Annotated in this window: 16 protein-coding genes; 3 read left to right on the forward strand and 13 right to left on the reverse strand. The window is 72.3% G+C overall.

From position 1 onward, the window contains the following. Positions 1-59 precede the first annotated feature (59 nt). Positions 60-551: a CarD family transcriptional regulator gene (locus tag QSK30_RS19755; protein WP_285504744.1), complete on the reverse strand. Its 492-nt coding sequence runs from the start codon at positions 549-551 to the stop codon at positions 60-62. A 317-nt stretch (positions 552-868) separates the two neighbouring features. Here QSK30_RS19755 and QSK30_RS19760 point away from each other — a divergent pair, with 317 nt between their 5' ends. Together QSK30_RS19760 and radA are read left to right on the forward strand one after the other, a co-directional pair. Continuing rightward, positions 869-1,630, forward strand: coding sequence for a copper chaperone PCu(A)C domain-containing protein (locus QSK30_RS19760; RefSeq protein ID WP_285504746.1), 762 nt, complete (start codon positions 869-871; stop codon positions 1,628-1,630). Between the two features lie 77 nt (positions 1,631-1,707). Next, positions 1,708-3,078: a DNA repair protein RadA gene (radA, locus tag QSK30_RS19765; protein WP_285504748.1), complete on the forward strand. Its 1,371-nt coding sequence runs from the start codon at positions 1,708-1,710 to the stop codon at positions 3,076-3,078. Positions 3,079-3,114: 36 nt separating this feature from the next. Here the strand turns inward: radA and QSK30_RS19770 are convergent, their stop codons facing one another. From QSK30_RS19770 to QSK30_RS19795, 6 genes are read right to left on the reverse strand one after another with little or no spacing between them, the layout of a single operon-like run. After that, positions 3,115-4,188, reverse strand: a complete 1,074-nt coding sequence (locus QSK30_RS19770) for a hypothetical protein (protein WP_285504750.1) — start codon at positions 4,186-4,188, stop codon at positions 3,115-3,117. Next, positions 4,185-4,745: an RNA polymerase sigma factor gene (locus tag QSK30_RS19775; protein ID WP_285504752.1), complete on the reverse strand. Its 561-nt coding sequence runs from the start codon at positions 4,743-4,745 to the stop codon at positions 4,185-4,187. The genes QSK30_RS19770 and QSK30_RS19775 overlap by 4 nt, the downstream gene beginning before the upstream one ends. A 48-nt stretch (positions 4,746-4,793) precedes the next feature. Continuing rightward, entirely contained in the window at positions 4,794-5,405 is a 612-nt protein-coding gene (locus QSK30_RS19780) for a hypothetical protein (RefSeq protein WP_285504754.1), read from the reverse strand. Beyond that, complete coding sequence (locus tag QSK30_RS19785; RefSeq protein ID WP_285504755.1) at positions 5,392-7,014, reverse strand: substrate-binding domain-containing protein; 1,623 nt, start codon at positions 7,012-7,014, stop codon at positions 5,392-5,394. The genes QSK30_RS19780 and QSK30_RS19785 overlap by 14 nt, the downstream gene beginning before the upstream one ends. Then, the gene (locus tag QSK30_RS19790; RefSeq protein ID WP_285504756.1) at positions 7,011-8,174 is read right to left on the reverse strand and encodes a toxic anion resistance protein; all 1,164 of its coding nucleotides are present in this window, start codon (positions 8,172-8,174) and stop codon (positions 7,011-7,013) included. The genes QSK30_RS19785 and QSK30_RS19790 overlap by 4 nt, the downstream gene beginning before the upstream one ends. Continuing rightward, positions 8,171-9,247: a hypothetical protein gene (locus QSK30_RS19795; RefSeq protein WP_285504757.1), complete on the reverse strand. Its 1,077-nt coding sequence runs from the start codon at positions 9,245-9,247 to the stop codon at positions 8,171-8,173. Before QSK30_RS19795 ends, QSK30_RS19790 begins: the two co-directional genes overlap by 4 nt. A 125-nt stretch (positions 9,248-9,372) precedes the next feature. On the opposite strand from QSK30_RS19795, the gene QSK30_RS19800 reads away from it, so the two are divergent. After that, complete coding sequence (locus tag QSK30_RS19800) at positions 9,373-10,185, forward strand: amidohydrolase family protein (RefSeq protein WP_285504759.1); 813 nt, start codon at positions 9,373-9,375, stop codon at positions 10,183-10,185. Here the strand turns inward: QSK30_RS19800 and QSK30_RS19805 are convergent. From QSK30_RS19805 to QSK30_RS19830, 6 genes are all read right to left on the reverse strand, one after another. Next, complete coding sequence (locus tag QSK30_RS19805) at positions 10,178-10,900, reverse strand: ESX secretion-associated protein EspG (protein WP_285504761.1); 723 nt, start codon at positions 10,898-10,900, stop codon at positions 10,178-10,180. The two genes, QSK30_RS19800 and QSK30_RS19805, sit on opposite strands and share 8 nt — an antisense overlap. A gap of 1,401 nt (positions 10,901-12,301) precedes the next feature. Beyond that, positions 12,302-12,898, reverse strand: a complete 597-nt coding sequence (locus tag QSK30_RS19810; protein WP_285504762.1) for a DUF3558 domain-containing protein — start codon at positions 12,896-12,898, stop codon at positions 12,302-12,304. A 2-nt stretch (positions 12,899-12,900) separates the two neighbouring features. Beyond that, on the reverse strand, positions 12,901-13,305 hold the full coding sequence (locus tag QSK30_RS19815; RefSeq protein ID WP_285504763.1) for a hypothetical protein: 405 nt from the start codon (positions 13,303-13,305) through the stop codon (positions 12,901-12,903). A 156-nt stretch (positions 13,306-13,461) separates the two neighbouring features. Continuing rightward, positions 13,462-15,990 (reverse strand): trehalose-phosphatase, encoded by a 2,529-nt coding sequence (otsB, locus tag QSK30_RS19820; RefSeq protein ID WP_285504765.1) that lies wholly within the window; start codon positions 15,988-15,990, stop codon positions 13,462-13,464. Positions 15,991-16,033: 43 nt separating this feature from the next. Beyond that, positions 16,034-17,464, reverse strand: coding sequence for an alpha,alpha-trehalose-phosphate synthase (UDP-forming) (locus QSK30_RS19825; RefSeq protein WP_285504767.1), 1,431 nt, complete (start codon positions 17,462-17,464; stop codon positions 16,034-16,036). Between the two features lie 121 nt (positions 17,465-17,585). Then, positions 17,586-18,941 carry a threonine/serine exporter family protein gene (locus tag QSK30_RS19830; RefSeq protein ID WP_285504791.1) on the reverse strand — a complete coding sequence of 452 codons (1,356 nt, stop codon included), beginning with the start codon at positions 18,939-18,941 and terminating at the stop codon, positions 17,586-17,588. Positions 18,942-18,969 lie beyond the last annotated feature (28 nt).

An 18,969-nucleotide genomic window follows, 5' to 3' on the forward strand; every position in this document is an offset into this window, starting at 1 on the left:
CGGTGTCATGCATGTCTCAATCGGGCCGATCCGCCCGGTGGCCCGGTCGGACGTGCGCCTCAGACGGTTGCGGTTGCCAGGACCTCGTCGAGCAGGACCTCGGCCTTGTCCTCGTCGGTGCCCTCGGCCAGCGCCAGCTCGCTGACCAGTATCTGCCGCGCCTTGGCCAGCATCCGCTTCTCGCCTGCGGACAGCCCGCGGTCCTTCTCCCGCCGCCAGAGGTCTCGCACCACTTCGGCCACCTTGTTGACGTCGCCGGAGGCGAGCTTCTCCAGGTTGGCCTTGTACCGACGCGACCAGTTGGTCGGCTCCTCGGTGTGTGGCGCGCGCAGCACGTCGAACACGCGGTTGAGACCCTCTTGGCCCACGACGTCCCGCACGCCGACGATCTCGGCGTTGTCTGCGGGGACGCGAACCGTGAGGTCACCCTGCGCGACCTTGAGGACGAGGTACTTCTTCTCCTCGCCCTTGATCGTGCGGGTCTCGATCGCTTCGATGAGTGCGGCACCGTGGTGCGGGTAGACGACGGTCTCTCCGACCTTGAAAACCATGTGTCCTCTGCCCCTTTCGCTGCCTCCATCTTAACACGGGTCGCACGGTCTAGGAGATGGACCTGTGAACCGTCTACGCAGGTCAAAGGCCACATCAGGGAACGGGCAGGGGTTGACAAGAGCTCTTTGCGCGTACTCAGCCCCCATTGCGCTCGGCGGTGGGCGGAAGTCGATCAGCGAGTCGATCTCATCCACAGTGGACGTGATTCCCCCGACACCGCGCGCGCGATTGTCCGACCACGCGCGGACCCGATCTATTGCGCGGGCTAGGCTTCCGGCCGGTAGGTGGAATGTCCGCTAGCGACGCAGGAGCCCCCGTGAGTCGTGCACAGCAGAACCCGGTCGCCCGGCAGCGCCTGGTCCCGACCGCTCTGGGTCTCGGCCTGGTGGCCGCGCTCGGCGTCGCCGGGTGCAGTGCGGGGCAGATCACCCAGACCGATTCGCAGCTGCCCGCGGTGAACGGCGCGCTCGCCCAGGCGGGCCCGATCGGCCTGCGCGACGCGATGCTCGCCTACCCGGTCAAGGGCTACTACGCCGAGGGCACCGACGCCCCGCTGGTGCTCGCGATCGTCAACGCCGGTGGCTCCGACGACAAGCTCGTCGAGGTCACCTCCACCGTCTCGGCCGAGGTCGAGGTCGAGGGCGACACCGCGCTGCCCGGCGGCACCGCGCTCACCGTCGGCAAGCCCGGCGAGGAGGCGGAGGCGCCCAAGTCCAGCGCGGCCACCACGCCGACGCCGACCGCCTCGATCACCTCGTCCGCGGCGCCCAGCTCCGGCGCGCCCTCGAGCGCCTCCTCGGCTCCCGGGTCCAGCTCGGCCGCGTCGTCGTCCGCGTCGTCCTCGTCGGCGGCCAGCTCGGCCCCCGGGACCTCGGTCACGCCGACCTCGACCAGCGCGCCCACCTCGACCTCGGCGAAGGTCACCCTGGGCAAGCTGGAGATCGTGCTCAAGTCGGTCCGCGCGCGGCTCGACCCGGGCAAGACCATCCCGGTCACCTTCGTCTTCGAGAAGGCCGGTGCGGTCACCATCGAGCTGCCGATCGCGGCGCCGAACGGTCCCCGCGAGAGCGAGCACTGAGCGACCGGTCGCGGGGCCGCGGAACCCGGGGCGCCCGCGTCCCCGGCTCTGTCGGTGCCCGGCCGTAGCGTGCCCCCGTGGCCACCAAGACCTCGCCCAAGCTGAACTACCGCTGCGCCGAGTGCGGGCACGCGGTGGCCAAGTGGTTCGGCCGCTGCCCGGAGTGCCAGGCGTGGGGCAGCCTCGAAGAGGTCGGCGCACCCCGGGTCAAGATCGCGGCGGGCGCGCCCAGCTCGCCCGCGCGGCCGATCGCCGAAGTGGACGTCGAGTCCGCGAAAGCCCGCCCCACCGGCGTTTCCGAGCTGGACCGGGTGCTCGGCGGCGGGCTGGTGCCCGGCGCGGTGGTGCTGCTCGCCGGTGAGCCCGGGGTCGGCAAGTCCACCCTGCTGCTCGAGGTCGCCTACCAGTGGGCCGCGCTGGACGGGGACCAGGGGCCGACGCTCTACGTCACCGGCGAGGAGTCCGCGGGCCAGGTGCGGCTGCGGGCCGAGCGCACCGGGAACGTGCACGGGTCGATGTTCTTGGCCGCCGAGAGCGATGTGGCGGCGATCCTGGGCCACGTGGACGCCGTCGGGCCTGGGCTGCTGGTGGTCGACTCGGTGCAGACGATGTCCTCGCCCGCGGTGGACAGCGCGCCGGGCGGGGTCACCCAGGTGCGCGCGGTCACCGCGGCGCTGGTGGCGCTGGCCAAGGAGCGCGGGCTGCCGGTGCTGCTGGTCGGCCACGTCACCAAGGACGGCTCCATCGCGGGGCCGCGGGTGCTCGAGCACCTGGTCGACGTGGTGCTGCACTTCGAGGGCGACCGGCACTCGGCGCTGCGGATGCTGCGCGGGGTGAAGAACCGGTTCGGCCCGGCTGACGAGGTGGGCTGCTTCGAGCTGGTGGACCGCGGCATCGTCGGCGTGCCGGACCCGTCGGGGCTCTTCCTCAACCGACGCGACGCGGGCGTGGCGGGCACCGCGGTCACGGTGGCGATGGAGGGCAAGCGACCGCTGCTGGGCGAGGTGCAGGCGCTGGTGGCCAAGTCCGCATTGGGCACACCGCGCCGGGCAGTGTCCGGTTTGGACTCGTCGCGGGTGGCGATGGTGTTGGCAGTACTGGAAAGGCGCGGTGGCATCCGGTTGGGTGACGCCGACGTGTTCGCCGCGACGGTCGGTGGGATGAAGATCGCCGAGCCCGCCGCCGACCTCGCGGTCGCGCTGTCGGTGGCCACGGCGGCGCGCGACGTCGCGCTGCCGCCCGACCTCGTGGTGCTCGGTGAGGTCGGGCTGGCGGGCGAGGTCCGCCGGGTGAGCGGCGTCCGGCTCCGGCTGGCCGAGGCGATGCGCCTGGGGTTCACCAAGGCGCTGGTGCCGGTCGACTCCGGTGAGGTGCCGGACGGGATCGAGGTGCGGGTGGTCACCGACCTCGGGTCGGCGATGAACAACCTCCAGGTCCTGCGGGCCTGACCGGGGAGGCCGCCCCCAGGTCGGCCTCCCCGGTGCTCACGCCCCCGGGCGGGTGCCCTGGGTCGGGACGACGGCCTCGGTGACCGCCGTGGTGGTGAAGGCCTGGTCGGCGGTGAAGCCGTTGAAGGGCCGCGTCGCCACGTTGCGGTCGCCGATCACCCGGGCGGTCGCGGGATCGATCAGCAGGTCGTGCCGGTAGTCCGCGTCCGGGGACCAGCCGACCGACACGGCCGGGCGGCCGTCGGCGGTCTGCTGGCTCGGCAGCACCGTCACCGAGTCGAGGTAGCCCAGGGTGCGCAGCAGCACCGACCGCTGCGCGGCCGTGGCCCACGGGCTGCGCAGCAGGTCGATCAGGTAGGCGGCCGCCTTGGTCGCCGGTGCCTCGGTGGTGCCGAACTGCGTCCGCAGGCTCGCGTAGACCGCGGCGGGGTCCGCGGCGAGCCCGTTGAGGCGGGCGATCAGGACGCCGTCGAACTGCTCGGCGGTGCCGCGCTCGGTGCTGTGGCCGCCCTCCGGGGCGCCCTGGATCGTGCCGGTGGAGTTGACCTCGAGCAGCCACTGGCCCTGTGCGAGGTCCGTCGGCACCCAGTACTCACGGGTGGCGGTGCCGCCGGGCCCGCCGTCGAGGCCGTCCTGGGTCCCGGCCAGCCGCACGTACCGGAACTGGCCCGCGGGCACCACCAGGTCCGTGCCCGGGGTCGTGATCAGGTCGGCGGCCGGGTTGACCGGCTGCGCGGGCTGCGGCGGCAGCTCGTAGGTGCTGACCGGGGTCGGCACCGTGGAGGTGGCGGGGTCCGCCGTGCGCGCGGTGCTCACGCGCTGTGCTCCCGGGGTCGTCGTGGGCTGCTGGTCCTGGGTGATGAAGACCCCCGCGGCGAGCACCGCGACCGCCGCGGCGGCCACCAGCCAGGGCGCGGCCCGGCGTGGCGGGCTGCGGTCGGCGCGGGTGCCGAGCGGGATCACGACGGCCTCGCGCTCGGTGATCGGTTCCGGTGCCCCGGCGGGCTCGATCCGGGCGGCCAGGCGGTCGCGGCCCCTGGTGAAGGCGTGCTCGGTCATCTCCGGGGTGTCGGCGCGGAAGTCGGCCAACAGGTCGTCGAGGTCGGTCATGCGGGGTTCTCCTTCGTCAGGTGGCCGCGCAGCGCGGTGCGGGCGCGGTGGAGCCGGGTGCGGACGGTGGCCTGGTTGACGGTGAGCGCGTCCGCGACCTCCTTGGGCGTCAAACCCGCCCAGGCCACCAGGAGCAGCACGTCCCGGTCGACCGGGCGCAGGTCCGCCAGCGCCGCGCCCAGCCGGGTGGCCTGCGCGGCGGCGTCGACCCGGGCGGCGGCCGCGGTGTCGAGCGGGTCGCCCTGCTCGGCTTGCGAGCCGGACCGGGTCATCGCGCGCAGGCCGCGGACCTCGTCGCGGGCGTGCCTGCGCGCGAGGTTCGTCGCGATGCCGTAGAGCCAGGCCCGCACCCCCGCCCGCGCGGGGCGGTAGTCGGCACGGCGTTCCCAGGCGATCAGGAAGGTCTCGGCCACGAGGTCGTCGGCGGTCGCGGTGTCGAGCCGCCGCGCCAGGTATCGGTGCAGCTCGCGGGCGTGTGCGTCGTAGAGGCGGGTGAGGGCCGGGCCCGCGCCGGAACCGCTGAGGTCCGGGCGGTCACCGGTGTCCCGCGGTGTCATGCTCGCCATCGTCACACCGGTAGTTGCCCGAAGTGCCCGATCGCGTTCTCAGTCCTGGTTGCGGTCGCGCAGGTAGCGGGTGTGGTCCGACGACCGGCGCAGGTCGTCGGCGAAGAACGCCGAGGCGACCGACTCCGCGTCGGCCTCCAGCAGCTCCAGCTGGGCGGTGAGCTCCTCGGCGGCGGTTGGGGTGCCCGAGTTGACCTTCTTGGCCACCGCGAACCACCACGGCAGGTTCAGGTAGGTCTCCACCGCGAGCGGCACGTCGACCCGGACCAGGCGGGTGGTGCCGTGTGCGGCCTCCGGGTCGGCGGCCAGCTCGGCGGGCCGGGTCAGCACCGCGCTCAGGATCTCGGCGACGCGCTCCAGGCGCGGCAGGGCGCCCTCGGGCATCCGGTCGGCTTGGGCGCGGACCTTCGCCAGCAGCGCGTCGAGGTCGGCGCGCAGCCGGGACGCCTCGGCGTTGGGGTCGGTGGCCAGGTGCACCTTCTCCGGCGGCGCGGCCAGCGCGCCCACCAGGTACAGGCCCACGACGACGAGCAGCCACAGGTTCCCGGCCACGCCGAACAGGTGCAGCACGACACCGACCAGGCCACCGACGCAGCCGACCAGGTTCTTGGTGGAGCCGAGGTAGCGGCCGAACCGCTTACTGGTAGCCACGGATCTCCCGGAACACCTGCTGCAGACCGGCGCCGCGGGCGTCGAAGACCTTGCCGCCGGTCTGCTGGGCCAGCCCGTTCATCTCGTCCGCGCTGCCCTCGCCGAACAGCACCGGGAAGACGGGCACCCGCCGCAACTCAGCCGGGCGGCCCGCCTGGTCGCGCTCGAAGTCGGCGTAGTCGCGGCCGCTGGTGTTCTCGCCGTCGGTCATCAGCACGATCGAGGTGAACCGCTCGCCCAGCGGGTCGCGGGCGAGCAGGTCGTAGGCCTTGTCCAGGCTGTCGTAGATGGCCGTGCCGCCGTTCGCGCTGAGCCCCTGGGCGGTCGACTTGATCTTGGCGAGCTCGCCCGCCTGGTCCTTCTCCGGCACGGTGAACGCGATCGGCGCGGCCGGGGTGGTGCTGAACGGGATGAAGGTGACCTCCTCGCGCCCGTGGAACCGGCGGTACTTCCCGACCAGGTCGTCGCTCGCGCCGGTCAGGCCGACCAGGGCCGAGCGCAGGGCGTCGATCCGCTCACCGGCCATCGAGCCGGAGGTGTCGAGCACGTAGACGGTGCGCGAGGGGCGGCGGATCTGGTCGAAGTAGGCCGAGAGCAGCGCGTCGAAGGACTCCTGGCTAGCCGGGAAGGGCAGTTCCACCGGGTTCTGGCCGCCGAACTCGGGCGCCAGGTCGACGCCGGGGACGCCGGGCCTGCGGTGGGTCTGCGCCATGATGTCGCGCTGCACGTCAGGGGTGCGCAGGTAGTCGCTGAGCCGCTGGTGGTCGTGGCGGGCGTCGTCGCCCGCGGTGGACAGCAGGGTGAGCGGGTAGTCGGCGGTGACCACGCCGTCGCTGGGGTAGACCAGCGACAGCGGCTCGGGGAGCTTGCCGGAGGCGTTGAGGCTGAGCAGCACCGACTCGTAGTTGACCAGGCCGTCGATCTTCGCGCCGGGGTCGGTGCCGGTGGCGCGGCGCTGGTAGGCGTCCGAGAGCCAGCCGGAGGAGCCCGCGCTCATCGCCTGCGCGGTGAAGAACTTCTTCAGCTCGGGGGTGACCGCGGCGACCTGTTCGGCGCTGATCGCGGTGCCCGAGCCCGCCAGCGCCGAGGCGACGCCCACGAGCGCGGAGAAGCCCGAGTTCGACGCGGACGGGTCGGTCATGCCGTAGCTGAACGACCTGCTCTCCGCGGCCTTGGCGATGTCCGCCCAGGCGACCGGCTTCCCGGCCCAGCCCAGGGAGTCCACTTTGGACTTGGTCAGGCCGAGCACCACCGGGGAGCTCATGATCTTCGACGCGTTGCCCAGCCTGCGGGCCGCCTCCGGCAGGGCCTGCAGGTAGCGGTTGGAGGAGAACCACACCGCGTCGTAGGCCTGGTCGGCGGCGCCCGCGGCCAGGGTCTGGGCGCCCTCGATGGTGCCGGAGAAGGTGAACTCGACCCGGACGCCGGTGGCCTGCGCGGCGCGGTCGAGGACCGGCTGCAGGTCGGCCAGCTCGCTGCCCGCCAGGATGCGCAGCTTGCCCGCCTGCGGTGGGCTGGGCGTGCCGCCCGCGCTGTCGTCGGAGCAGCCCGCGAGCAGCCCGGCGCCGGTGACCAGCGCCAGCACCCCCGCGATGAACCTGGTGGTCATGCCTCTCCCGTGATCTCGGTGGCGTGCGAGCGCCGCAGGTGGTCCTCGGCGCGGCGCAGCTCGCCGGTGAGCGCGGCGACCGTAGTGGCCATGCTCTGCGTGGCGCCCGCGCGGAACTCGTCGACGGCGTCGATGGCGCGGTAGATCTGGTCGAACGATTCCTTGATCGTGGCCACGCCGACCGCGGGGTCGGTGCTCGCCTTGCGGATCTCGTCGGTCTGCAGCGCCAGCAGGTCGGCGTTGGTGCGGATCAAGCCCTCGGTGGTGCCGCGCAGGGCGGCCACCTCGTCGAGCACATCGCGCTGGTTGGCCAGCGCCCCGCTGACCACCAGGGCGATGCGCAACGCGGAGACGGTCGTCGAGCACGCCCGCTCGACACCGCGGATCAGCTCGTCGTTGTTGCGGCGCAACAGGTCCAGCGCGAGGTAGCCCTGCGCGCTGACCGCCAGCTGGGTCAGGATGTCCTGGTGCCGCTGGCGAACCGGGTGCAGCACGTCGGCGCGCAGCGAGTTCGCCGCGGCCGGGTCGGCGTAGTCGAGCACGCCCGCCTGCCGCTCGACCGCGGTGTCGAGCGCCTTGGCGAACGCGGCGGACTCCGAGAGCCGGGACATGTTCTCCCACAGCCGGGCGCGCTCGCCCTTGATCGCCGCGTTGTCCCGGCGCAGCTGGTCCTGGCGGGTGCGCAGGTCGACCACCAGCAGGTTCACCGGGGTGTTGGCCGCGCGGTAGCGGTCGAGCAGGCGCTTGGCCTGGTTGCCCATCGGGATCAGGCCGAGCAGCTTGCGCTGGGTGGTCGGCAGGCCGCCGGGGTCGAGCTCGGTGACCGCGCGGCGCAGCTCGGCCAGGCTGGTGGTGATCCGCTGCTCCGGGCCCGGTCGGCGACCCTGCGCCCCGGCGAGCGCGTCGACGGAGCGGTCGAGCAGGCCACCGGCGATGGTGGCCGCGACGCGCATGTCCGCTTCCCCCACGGAAAGCAGCTCGTCGACCTTGTCGGTGAAGCCGGGGGAGCGCGGGTCGAGCGCGCTGAGCTCGGCGGAGAACCGCTCGGCGCGCTCGGCGGCGGCGACCCGGGTCTGGTCGTCGAGCGGGATCAGCCCGGCGGCCCGTTCGACCGGTACCGGCTCGACCGGGTCGGGCGGGGTCAGCGCGAGCTCGCTCACCGGTACTGCTTCCCGATCACGTCCAGCATCCGCTCGAGCGTCTCGTAGCTCGGCGGCTCCACGACGTCGACCAGGTCGGCCGGGGCGGTGAGCTTGCGCTCGGCCACGACCTGCTGGAACGCCTTGGGGTCGCTGGTGCGGAAGCCGAACTCGGCGGCCAGCCGGACCAGGTCCGGGTCGCTGGTCAGCAGCCTGCCGACCTGGTCGCCCTGGCCCTTGAGCGGCACCAGGGTGTGCTTGGACAGCACGGTCGGCGCCGGGTAGAGCAGGCGCATCGCCGGCCGGGTGTCGCCGCGCACCTGGCGGTCGAGGAACTGCGACTCGTAGATCAGGACCATCGGGGTCTTGCCCATCCCGGCGGCGAGGTAGTCCTCGAACGGGCCCTCGGTGCTGCTCTGGGTGTAACCCTGGTCCAGGAACAGCTTGCCCATCGCCGGGAGGACCTTGGCCTCGGCCTCGGGGGAGCTGACGACCGCGTTGCCGTTGGCCACGAAGGACACCGCCGCGAGGTACATCGCCGCGGAGTTCGAGTCGCGCGGGTCGGTGGTGGTGATCAGCACGTTCTTGCGTGCCGGGTAGGTGGTGTTGCCGGGCAGCTGGTCCCACCGGCTGGCGCTGAGCTCCAGGTACGCGGCCAGGTCGATCACCTCGTAGTCGCCGGGGCCCTTGCGGACGGCGCCGCGCCCGCGCAGCAGCTCGACGATCGGCTCGAAGGTGGCGACCGCCATCGGCGAGAAGAACGGCGTGTAGACGGTGGTGACCTTCTTGTCCCGCTGGATCCGCTGGGCGGCGGGGGAGGAGGACGGGAAGGCGAAGTCGTAGGGCGCGAGGTCGACGGTGGTGGCGATCTGCCGCGAGCCCGCCGAGTCCAGCTCGACCCGCAGGCCGTGCTTGGCGAACGCGGCGACCACCCGCTGGTCGGCGAAGTAGGCCGCCTTCTCCGAACCGCCGACGCCACGCACGGTAGTTAAAGCGCCCGCTTCCGGGGTGTCGTCACCCGATCCAATGATGATCGCGACGACCACGGCGGCCAGCAGTACCACGGCCAAACCTATGCTGACCTGACGTTTCATTCGATCCCTCCACCTCAGGATCCTGGTGCCCCAACGCCACCTAGGACGCCGTTTCACTCGATCGTGACGTGAAGCCTGGGTGAACGGTCGGCGACTTCCGGGGTGCCCGCGGGCATGATGGGGTGGTGGCCATCGATGCGTGGATGCAGCACCCGACCCTGGCCTTCCTCGGCCACGACATGTTCGAGTCGCTGCGCCGGTGGACCGGGCAGCCGCTGCCGACCGCGGAGCTGCCGCTGGCGGTGACCACCATGGCGATGGACCAGGCCGACGTGCGGGTGGGGCTGGTCAGCGCGTGGCACGGCCCCGAGGGCGTCTTGATCGGCAACGACGAGGTGGCCGGTTTCGTGGCCGCCCACCCCGACCGGTTCGCCGGTGTCGCCGCCGTCGACCTGCTGCGGCCGGTGGCGGCGGTCCGCGAGCTGCGGCGGGCGATCACCGAGCTCGGCTTCGTCGCGCTGCGCGTGGTGCCGTGGCTGTGGGGGCTGCCGCCGGACGACCGGCGGTACTACCCGCTCTACGCGGCGTGCGTCGAGCTCGGGGTGCCGTTCTGCACCCAGGTCGGCCACACCGGGCCGCTGCGGTCCTCCGAACCCGGGCGGCCGATCCCGTACCTGGACCGGGTGGCGCTCGACTTCCCGGAGCTGACCATCGTCGCCGGGCACATCGGGTACCCGTGGACCGAGGAGATGATCTCGTTGGCGCGCAAGTACCCCAACGTGCACATCGACACCAGCGCGTACACGGTCCGGCGCTACCCGCCCGAGCTGGTGCGCTACCTGCGGGCGGACGGTCGGGAGAAGGTGTTGTGGGGCAGCAACTACCCGATGATCACGCCGATGCAAGCACTGTCCGATGTGGATGGTCTAGAGCTGGACGCCCCGGGCCTGGACCTGTTCCTGACCGGCAACGCGCGGCGGGTGTTCGGGCTCAAGTGAGCGCTCGGTGGGCGTCGTGCAGGCGGCGGGCCAGGGTGTCGCGGCTCGCTGGCGCGATGAGGACGCGGCCGTCGCGGAGGGTGGCGTTGAGCCAGCGGCCGTGCGTGGAGTCGGCGTAGCGCAGGGGGTGGGCGATCGCGTGCCTGCGGCCAGCGTCGTCGCGGACGGCGGTGTGGAGCTCGCCGCCCCCGGTGGTGGGCAGCGCGGCGATGCGGCGGGCCAGGTCCAGCTCCGGGGTGCTCCGCCGTGCCGGTGCGGTGATCCGGCTGGTGGGGGCGGTCGGGGTGATGGTGACGGAGGGGCCTTGTCCGGGCGGGACTTCCGGGACCTGGGCGGCCAGCCGCTCGGCGAGCTTGTCTGGTGTGGACTGTTTCAAGTGGACTTCCCGGTCCGTGCGGACCGCGAGTACGGCGTCGCGACCCGTCGAGGCCGCCAACACCCCGATCGTGCGGCCGTGGCTGGTGATCCAGCCGTAGAACTCGTTGTGCGGCGCGCACAGTAGGGCGAGGGTGGCGGCGAGGTCGGCATCCAGCCTGCCCCTGCGGTCGATGCCGCCCAGTTGGGCGAGTTCTTCGCGGGCGCGGTCATCGGCCTCTTCGTCGGCCTGCTTGGGGAGCCAGGTCGCGGGCGGGGCCAAGGCGACGTGCAGCTCGCCGATGCGGGCGGTGATCCGCGCCAGCGTGTCGACGGAGAGGACGATGGGTCTGTCGAGCACTTTTTTGTCTACCCCCCGATCACCGGCGGCGCGGTGATCTCGTCGGACCCGAACAGGCCCTCCGGGTCGTGTTCGAGCAGGTAGGCGGGCCGGGGGTACTCGACGTCATCCTCACCCGCGTGGCCACCACCGCCCCCCGCGAAGCCCGGTTCGCGCCCTGCCGCGCCCCGGCCCTGGCCCGCTCGTGGTCCACCGGTCTCACTCGCCCTGGGGCCGCCGGGTTCCCCCGCGCCTGTCCTGGGACCTCCGGTTTCACCTGCCCTGGGGCCTCCCCTTTCGCCCGCGCCTCCCCTCTCCCCGGCACCTGCCCTGGGACCACCGTGCTCGCCCGCTCCTGCCCTGGGCTCGCCGGCTCCTGCCCTGGGGCCGCCGGTGTCACCCGTGCGAGGTCCGGTGGGCGCACCTGGCCGGCGGCCGCCCGTTTCGCCTGCCCCGGGACCGCCGGCACGAGACCCAACCGGCCGGTTCGCCCCGGAGCCGCCTGCGTCGCCCGTGCGAGACCCGATGGGCCTCGTTGTCCCGGGGCCACCTGTCTCGCCCGGTCGAGCCCCGGGCGGCTGGCCTGTCCACGGCCCGGTTGTCCCGCCTGGTCCAGGTGTACCGCCCGATCCGCTCGGCCCGGTTGTCCCGCCCGGTCCGCTCGTCCCGGGGGTGTCGCCCCCTGGCCGCGGCACGACCGGTCCTGGTACCGGTGCCCGCGCGCCGGTGGTGGGACCGCCGCCCGACTCGACATTTGACGGGTGCGTGGTTGGTTGGCCGGGCCCGCCGTGCTCCCCGGCCTGCGGATAACTGCTGGTGTGCACCGGCTTCGGGTCCCAGTAGCCCCGCTCCCTGGGGTCTCCACCACCCACCTCGGTGGGCTGCTCCGGGCTCCCGATGACGATCTCGGCCTGGTCGGGGGTCAGGTTCCCGTACGTGCCGGGCATCGCACCCGCGTTGTAGGTGGAAGCGTCCTCATAGGACCGCATAACCGCCACGTTGTGCCCACTGACCGCGTTGTGCGCCCGCAGGTGCGCCTCGTAGCTCGTCGTGGCCCCACCGAAACTCGTCACGTTGTCCCAGAACCCCGGCTCCGCTGGCCGCTCCGGCACCGGCCGCACCGAGTTCTTCGCGTGGTCGAACGACTCCACCTGCCGATAGGTCAAGTCCTGCGCCACCCCCAACTCCGGCGACGCGAGCCGGTGCTCCACCACCAGCGGCCCGGCCCCCCGCTGCGCGGCCCCAGCGGCATCCCCCTGCCACGCCTCCTCCATCCGCCGCGTCAGGTCGACGATGTCGTGGGCGCACTCCTCGTACTCCTCGGCCGCGGCGCGCGTTAGTTCAGCTGCCCCGATGAGGCGCCCGCCACCCGGACCGTTGTGGAAGTTGTCGTAGATGTCCTGACCCGACATCCCTGCCATGTCATGCCCCCCGCATGGTCTTGATAGCGAGTTCCGCCATGTTCTTGATCTTGCTGCAAGCTTCCCCGCCGGACCCGCCGCTCGCCCCCACCCGGAAGGTCAGGTCGTCGCGGATACCGACCACCAGGTTGCAGAAGCCGTCGGCGCGGTCATCTGTGCCGTCTTCGAAGACCCCGGGATAGCCGCTCACCGTAGTCGGCTCCCAGTACGCGGCGAAGTCCGCGATGGTGGCATTGGCCCGGTAGGTGTCAGCCAGTCCCCTGGCATTGGACGCGAGCCAACCGAACACGTAGTTCTCGCGGCCATCCTTGCTGTCCCAGTCGCAGTAAGGATCTTTGCTGTCCAAGCTGGAGGCGCTGCCTTCGCGCTCCCAGCCCAATCCCGTCGACTGGGCTTCGGTGAGGACGGCACAGGGACTCTTGCGGAACTCTCGTGGGTCGATCGGGTCGCTGACCCTCGGGGCGCCATAGGTCTCGTCTTCCCTGGCACTTGTCGACGTAGTCGAAGTGCTCGGCACGGCTCTGCCGGGCTCAGAGCAGGCCGCCAGCAGAGACGTGGCGGCGAACAGGACCAGGAGGCGCGTCGACGGTCGTGGCATGCTCAGCCTCCGCCTGTCAGTCGAAGCGCGGCCGCGTTGTGCTGCTCGGTGTTCTCGTACGCCTGCCGTGCGGCGACGAGCTTGTCTATATAAGCGGTCGCGTACTTGCGCATGGCGACGTTGTGGTCGCGAGCCTGGTTGAGGCTGTGCACGGTCGCCTGGGCCTCCTTGCGACTCATCTCGTCGGCGGCGGGCGGCTCGATGAGGTCTCGCGCTTGCCGCAGCTTCTGACCCGTGGAATCGATCTTGTCGTGGATTACCTGCCACTGGGCGATCAGGGCGTCGAGTTCGGCGACGCTCGCCAGTTGGTACTGGCCGCCTCCGCCGCCGCCCGCGGCGAAGGGGGTCTGGGTTCCTGGCAGGACCTTGGCCACCGCCTCGTGCACCTGGGCGACGGTGACTTCCACGTCCAGTTGGTGTTCGACGTTCCCCGGCGGCTGGCCGTCTGGCATTGGTCCCCCGATCCGCGAACTTGTTGCGGACCGGAGCGTATCGACACCGTGGAGTCGGGCAGTCGCTTTCCGTTGAAATCCACCCGTGGGGGCCTGGGCCCCCGCGGGTGGTCAGGCGGACAGCAGTTGGGCGCAGCGGATCAGGCCCAGGTGGGAGTAGGCCTGGGGGTGGTTGCCCAGGGACCGCTCGGCGACCGGGTCGTACTCCTCGGGGAGCAGTCCGGTGGGGCCCGCGGCGTCGACGATCTGGGCGAACAGGTCTTCGGCCTCGGGGCGTCGGCCGGTCAGCAGGTAGGCCTCGATCATCCACGCCGCGCAGATGTGGAAGCCGCCCTCGTCGCCGGGGAGGCCGTCGTCGCGGTGGTAGCGGTAGACCGTGGAGCCGCTGCGGAGCTCGGCCTCGGTGGCGGTGACGGTGGCCTGGAAGCGCTCGTCGGTGGGGTCGATCAGGCCGACCATGCCGATCATCAGGGTGGCCGCGTCCAGGTCGGTGCCGTCGTAGGCCGTGGTGAACGAGCGGACCTCGTCGTTCCAGCCGCGGGTGAGGACGTCGGCCGCGATCTCCTCGCGCAGGGCCGCCCAGGCCGGGTCGGGCTCGCGGTCGTGGGCGGCGGCCAGCTTGAGCGCGCGGTCGATGGTGAGCCAGCACATGACCTTGGAGTACACGTGGTGGCGCGGGCGGTGCCGCTCCTCCCAGATGCCGTGGTCGGGCTCGTGCCAGCGCCGGGTGACCGCCTCCGCCATCGCCTGGACCATCGCCCAGTCGCTGTCCGAGAGCGCGCCCTTGGCCTCGGCCAGCGCGGCGACCAGGTCCACGACCGGGCCGAACACGTCGAGCTGGACCTGCTGGTTGGCCAGGTTGCCGACCCGCACCGGGCGGGAGCCCGCGTAGCCGGGGAGGGTGTCGATGACCGCCTCCGGGCCCAGGGTGGTGCCCGCGATCGTGTACAGCGGGTGCAGCCGCTCCGGGCCGGGGATGGTGGCCAGGACGCCGTGCACCCAGCCGAGGAAGGCCTCGGCCTCTGCGGTGGAACCCAGCGACACCAACGCCTTCGCCGTCATCGAGGCGTCGCGCAGCCAGCAGTAGCGGTAGTCCCAGTTGCGGATGCCGCCGATCTCCTCGGGCAGCGAGGTGGTGGCCGCGGCCATGATCGCGCCGGTCTCGCTGTGGCACAGGCCGCGCAGGGTGAGCGCGGAGCGGGCCACCAGGTCCTTCTCGACCGGCGGCAGCACCAGCGTGTCGAGCCAGTCGGTCCAGTACGCCGCAGCCATCGCCTTGCGGTCGACCTCGTTGACCGGGTGCTGGGACAGGTCGTCGGTGCCGCAGCGCAGCTCGAAGACGATCGGGGTGTCCGCGGTGGGCGTCACGACCGCGCGGGCCGAGTCGACCTGGCCGTCGGAGGTGATCTCCCAGGTGACGCCGGGGGCGCGCAGCGAGATCGGGTCGGACGTGCCGAGCACGCGCAGGCCGTCCTCGCTGGCCGCCAGGCGCACCTGGACCTGGCCGAACTCGGGGCGCGGCGCGAACTCCACGACGGCGGGCGAGCTGCCCGAGAGCACCCGGGTGAGGTCGGTGCGGTGCGGTGCGGCCTCGTGGTCGAGGTAGTCGGTGACCAGCAGGCCCGACCAGCGGGTCTCTACGGTCATCGTGCCGGGCAGGTAGCGCTGCCCGAGCGGGAGGCCGCCGCGCTCGGGGGCGACCGAGAAGTGACCCGCCGTGCGGCCGCCGAGCAGGTCGGCGAAGACCGCGGCCGAGTCCGGTTCCGGGTGGCACAGCCAGGTCAGCCGGGCGTCCGGGGTGACCAGGCCGACCGAGCGCTCGTTGGCCAGCATGGACAGCCGCTCGATGGGCGGGGCCTGGCCGCCGTAGAGCCAGCCGCGGCGCTGCTCGAGGACGAAGGCCAGCATGGTGGCGACCGAGACCGGGTCGTCGATCCGGTAGGCCGCCAGGCTCTCGCCGTCGCCGACCTTGATGCCCAGGTCCGGGCCCGCGATCCGGGCGAAGGCCTTCTCGTCGGTCACGTCGTCGCCGACGAAGATCGCCGCGGTGGCGCCGACCTGGTGGCGCAGTACGTCGAGGGCGTGGCCCTTGTCGGTCTGCACCACGGCCAGCTCGATCACCGCCTTGCCCTCGGTGACCTGCACGCCCTCCCAGTGGCACGGCCCGCCGCGGACCTTGTCGAGCACCAGGTTCGCCACGTCGGCCTCGGCCCGGCGCACGTGCACCGCGATGCTGGCGGGCTTGACCTCCAGGGCCACCCCCTCGGCGCCCTCGATCAGCCGCTCCAGCTCAGCCGCCACCCGGCGGTGCAGCTCCCGGGCGGTCGCGTCGAGCGCGTGCACGAAGCCCACGTCGAACTCCGAGCCGTGGCTGCCGACCAGGTGCACCTCCGAGGGCAGCCGGGACAGCGTCGCCAGGTCGCGCAGCGCCCGCCCGGAGATCACCGCCGTGGTCGTCTCGTGCAGCCCGGCCAGCGAGCGCAGCGCGCCCACCGACTCGGTGTGCGGGCGGGCTTTCTCCGGGTCTTCGACGATCGGCGCGAGCGTCCCGTCGTAGTCGCAGGCGACCAGCAGCCGGGGCGTGCGGGCTATCTGCACGATGGCGCGGCGCAGCTCGGCAGGGAGGGCCTCGGCGGTCAACGCCTTCTCCTTGGACTCTGGCAGGGTTCTTGGGGCGGTCTGCTCAGTGAGCGTGCTCGGGGTCCAACGCGTCGAGGAAGGAGCGAGCCCACCGGTCGACGTCGTGGGTCAGCACTTGTCGCCGCAGCGCGCGCATCCTACGGCGACCCTCGGCTGGATCGATCGTGAGGGCCGCGTGCATGGCGTTCTTGACCCCGTCCAGATCGTGCGGGTTCACCAGGAAGGCGCTGGTGAGTTCGGCCGCGGCGCCCGCGAACTCCGAGAGCACGAGCGCGCCGCCGAGGTCGTGCCTGCAGGCGACGTACTCCTTGCAGACCAGGTTCATGCCGTCGCGCACCGGCGTCACCAGCATGACGTCGGCGGCGGAGAAGAAGGCGGTCAGCTCGGCCCGCCCGACCGACTGGTGCAGGTAGTGCACGATCGGCCGCCCGACCCGGCCGAACTCGCCGTTGATCCGGCTGACCACCTGCTCGATGTCGCTGCGCATCCGCTGGTAGTGCTCGACCCGCTCCCGGCTGGGCGTGGCGAGCTGGACCATGACGACCTCGTCGGGGTCGACCCGGCCCTCGGACAGCAGCTCCTGCAGCGCGTAGAGGCGCAGGTCGATGCCCTTGGTGTAGTCGAGCCGGTCCACCCCGAGGATGACCTTCTTGGGGTTGCCCAGGTCCGAGCGGATCTGCTGGGTGCGCGCGACGGTCTCCCGCTTGCGCGAGAGCGCGTCCAGCCCGGCGGAGTCGATGGAGATCGGGAACGCGCCGACCCGGACCGCGCGGTCGCCGAGCTGGATGACGCCCGGCCGGGTGCGCACGCCGACCGCGCCCCGGGTCGGCTCCAGGCCGAGCAGGCGGCGGGCCAGCCAGAGGAAGTTCTGCGCGCCGCCGGGCCGGTGGAAGCCGACCAGGTCGGCGCCGAGCAGGCCGCGGACGATCTCGGCGCGCCAGGGCAGCTGCATGAACAGCTCGGTGGGCGGGAACGGGATGTGCAGGAAGAAGCCGATGCGCAGGTCCGGCCGCAGCTCGCGCAGGATCGCGGGCGCGAGCTGGAGCTGGTAGTCCTGGATCCACACGGTCGCGCCCTGGGCGGCGACCTTCGCGCACGCCTCGGCGAACCGGTGGTTGACCTTGACGTAGCTGTCCCACCAGCCGCGGTCGAAGACCGGGGGCGCGACGACGTCGTGGTAGAGCGGCCAGAGGGTGGCGTTGGAGAACCCCTCGTAGTAGTCGCGCACCTCGTCGGCGGTCAGCGCGACCGGGAAGAGCCGCAGGCCGTCCTCGGTGAACTCCTCGACGTCGACGTCGGGCACGCCGGGCCAGCCGACCCAAGCGCCGCTGTGGCTGCGCAGGAACGGGGCCAGCGCGCTGACCAGGCCGCCCGGGCTGTGCTTCCAGCGCTGCGAGCCGTCCGGGAGGCGCTCGAGGTCAACCGGCAACCGGTTGGCGGCCACGATGAAATCCGCGCCGTTGTCGCTGCTCACGCCTGCCGAGCCTCCTGTCGCACTGGCGGGTCCCCGCACCGAAGGCTAGTCATTCCCGGGCCCGCCCGCGTCCTGCGACCGGGGCCACCCGGACGTGGCGACTCTCACGCGACCGGGGGGTTTACTCCAGCCTGCGCTCGGTCGGGCGCAGTGGGCCGGACAGCCGGGGGCCGGACAGCCGCCGCCCGAGCCTGCCCAGACCGCTGCGGACCGGCTGGGCCAGGTACTCGCCGAGCACCACCCCGGCGGCCAGCGCGAGCGCGATGGCGGCGGCGAGCATGAGGGTGGGCAGGCCGCTGGTGCTGCGCTCGGCGGCGAGCGCGTAGACGGCGCGGTAGGTGGTAAGGCCGGGCAGCAGCGGCACCATCCCGGACACGGCCACCACGAGCGGCGGCATCCGCAGCCTGCGCGAGATCACCCCGCCCGCGAAGCCGATGACGACGGCAGCTCCTGCCGACGCGGCGATCGGACCCGCGCCCGCGAGGACCAGCGCGCCGTAACCCGCTGTGCCTACGCCTCCGGCGGCCGATGCGACTAAGAGGGCACGGGGAGTGGCGTAGCTGGCTAGCGCGAAGAGACCAGCGGCAGCTGCTCCGGCGATTGTCTGAACCGGTAGTCGAAGAGCGCTCGCGGGAAGAGGATCGCCAAGAGGCGTGTATGCCATGCCCAAGGAGGTGGCGATGTTGAGCGCCAACACGACGCCCCCGATGAGACCCGCGGTCATCAACGACGCTTCCATCGTGCGACCGGCCGCGGTGACGTTGTAGCCGGTGATCGCGTCTTGCACGGTGGACACGACTGACAGCCCGGACAAGAGCACGGTGATCGCCGCGGCGACAAGAACAGTTGGCCGCGCGGTGATGACTCCAGTGGCTAAGAGGGTCAGAGCAGCACCGGTAGCCAGTGCGCCGCCGACTACCTGCTGGAAGAAGAACGGCAGAGCGCGTTTGTTGAGTAACCGGCCCACCCGGTCGACGACGGCGGTGATCACCGCCGCGAACAGCGCCATGTCGGCGGCGCCCCCGATGAGCACGGTGACCGCAGCTGCCATGCCCGCGAACGCCGTAGTCGCTACCCATCGCGGGTAGGGGTGTGCGGCGGTGGTGATCTGCTCCAACTGCGCCTGCGCGTCCCGCACGGTGACCTGGTGCGCGGTGATCCGCCGCACCAACGTCTCGACGGCGGCCAAGCGCGTGTAGTCGAGGCCGCGCGACCGCACGACCCGCAGTGAGGTGATCGGCGGCTCCTCGGTCCCGCGCCTGCACGCGACGGTGATCGAGGTGAAGATGACGTCCACCTCGCAGTGCGGCAGCCCGTAGGCGTCCGACACGGCGATGATCGTGGCCGTGACGTCGGCCGCCCCGGCCCCGGACGCCATCTGCACCTCGCCGATCCGCAGCGCCAGGTCGAGCACGAGGTGCACCGTGCGCTCCTCGGGCAACGCGGGCCCATGCACCTGCTCCGCGGTCGGGCGCACCGGCGGGCCGCTGACCTGCCCGTTCGAC

This window comes from Actinokineospora sp. NBRC 105648 (assembly GCF_030269645.1).
Taxonomy (GTDB): domain Bacteria; phylum Actinomycetota; class Actinomycetes; order Mycobacteriales; family Pseudonocardiaceae; genus Actinokineospora.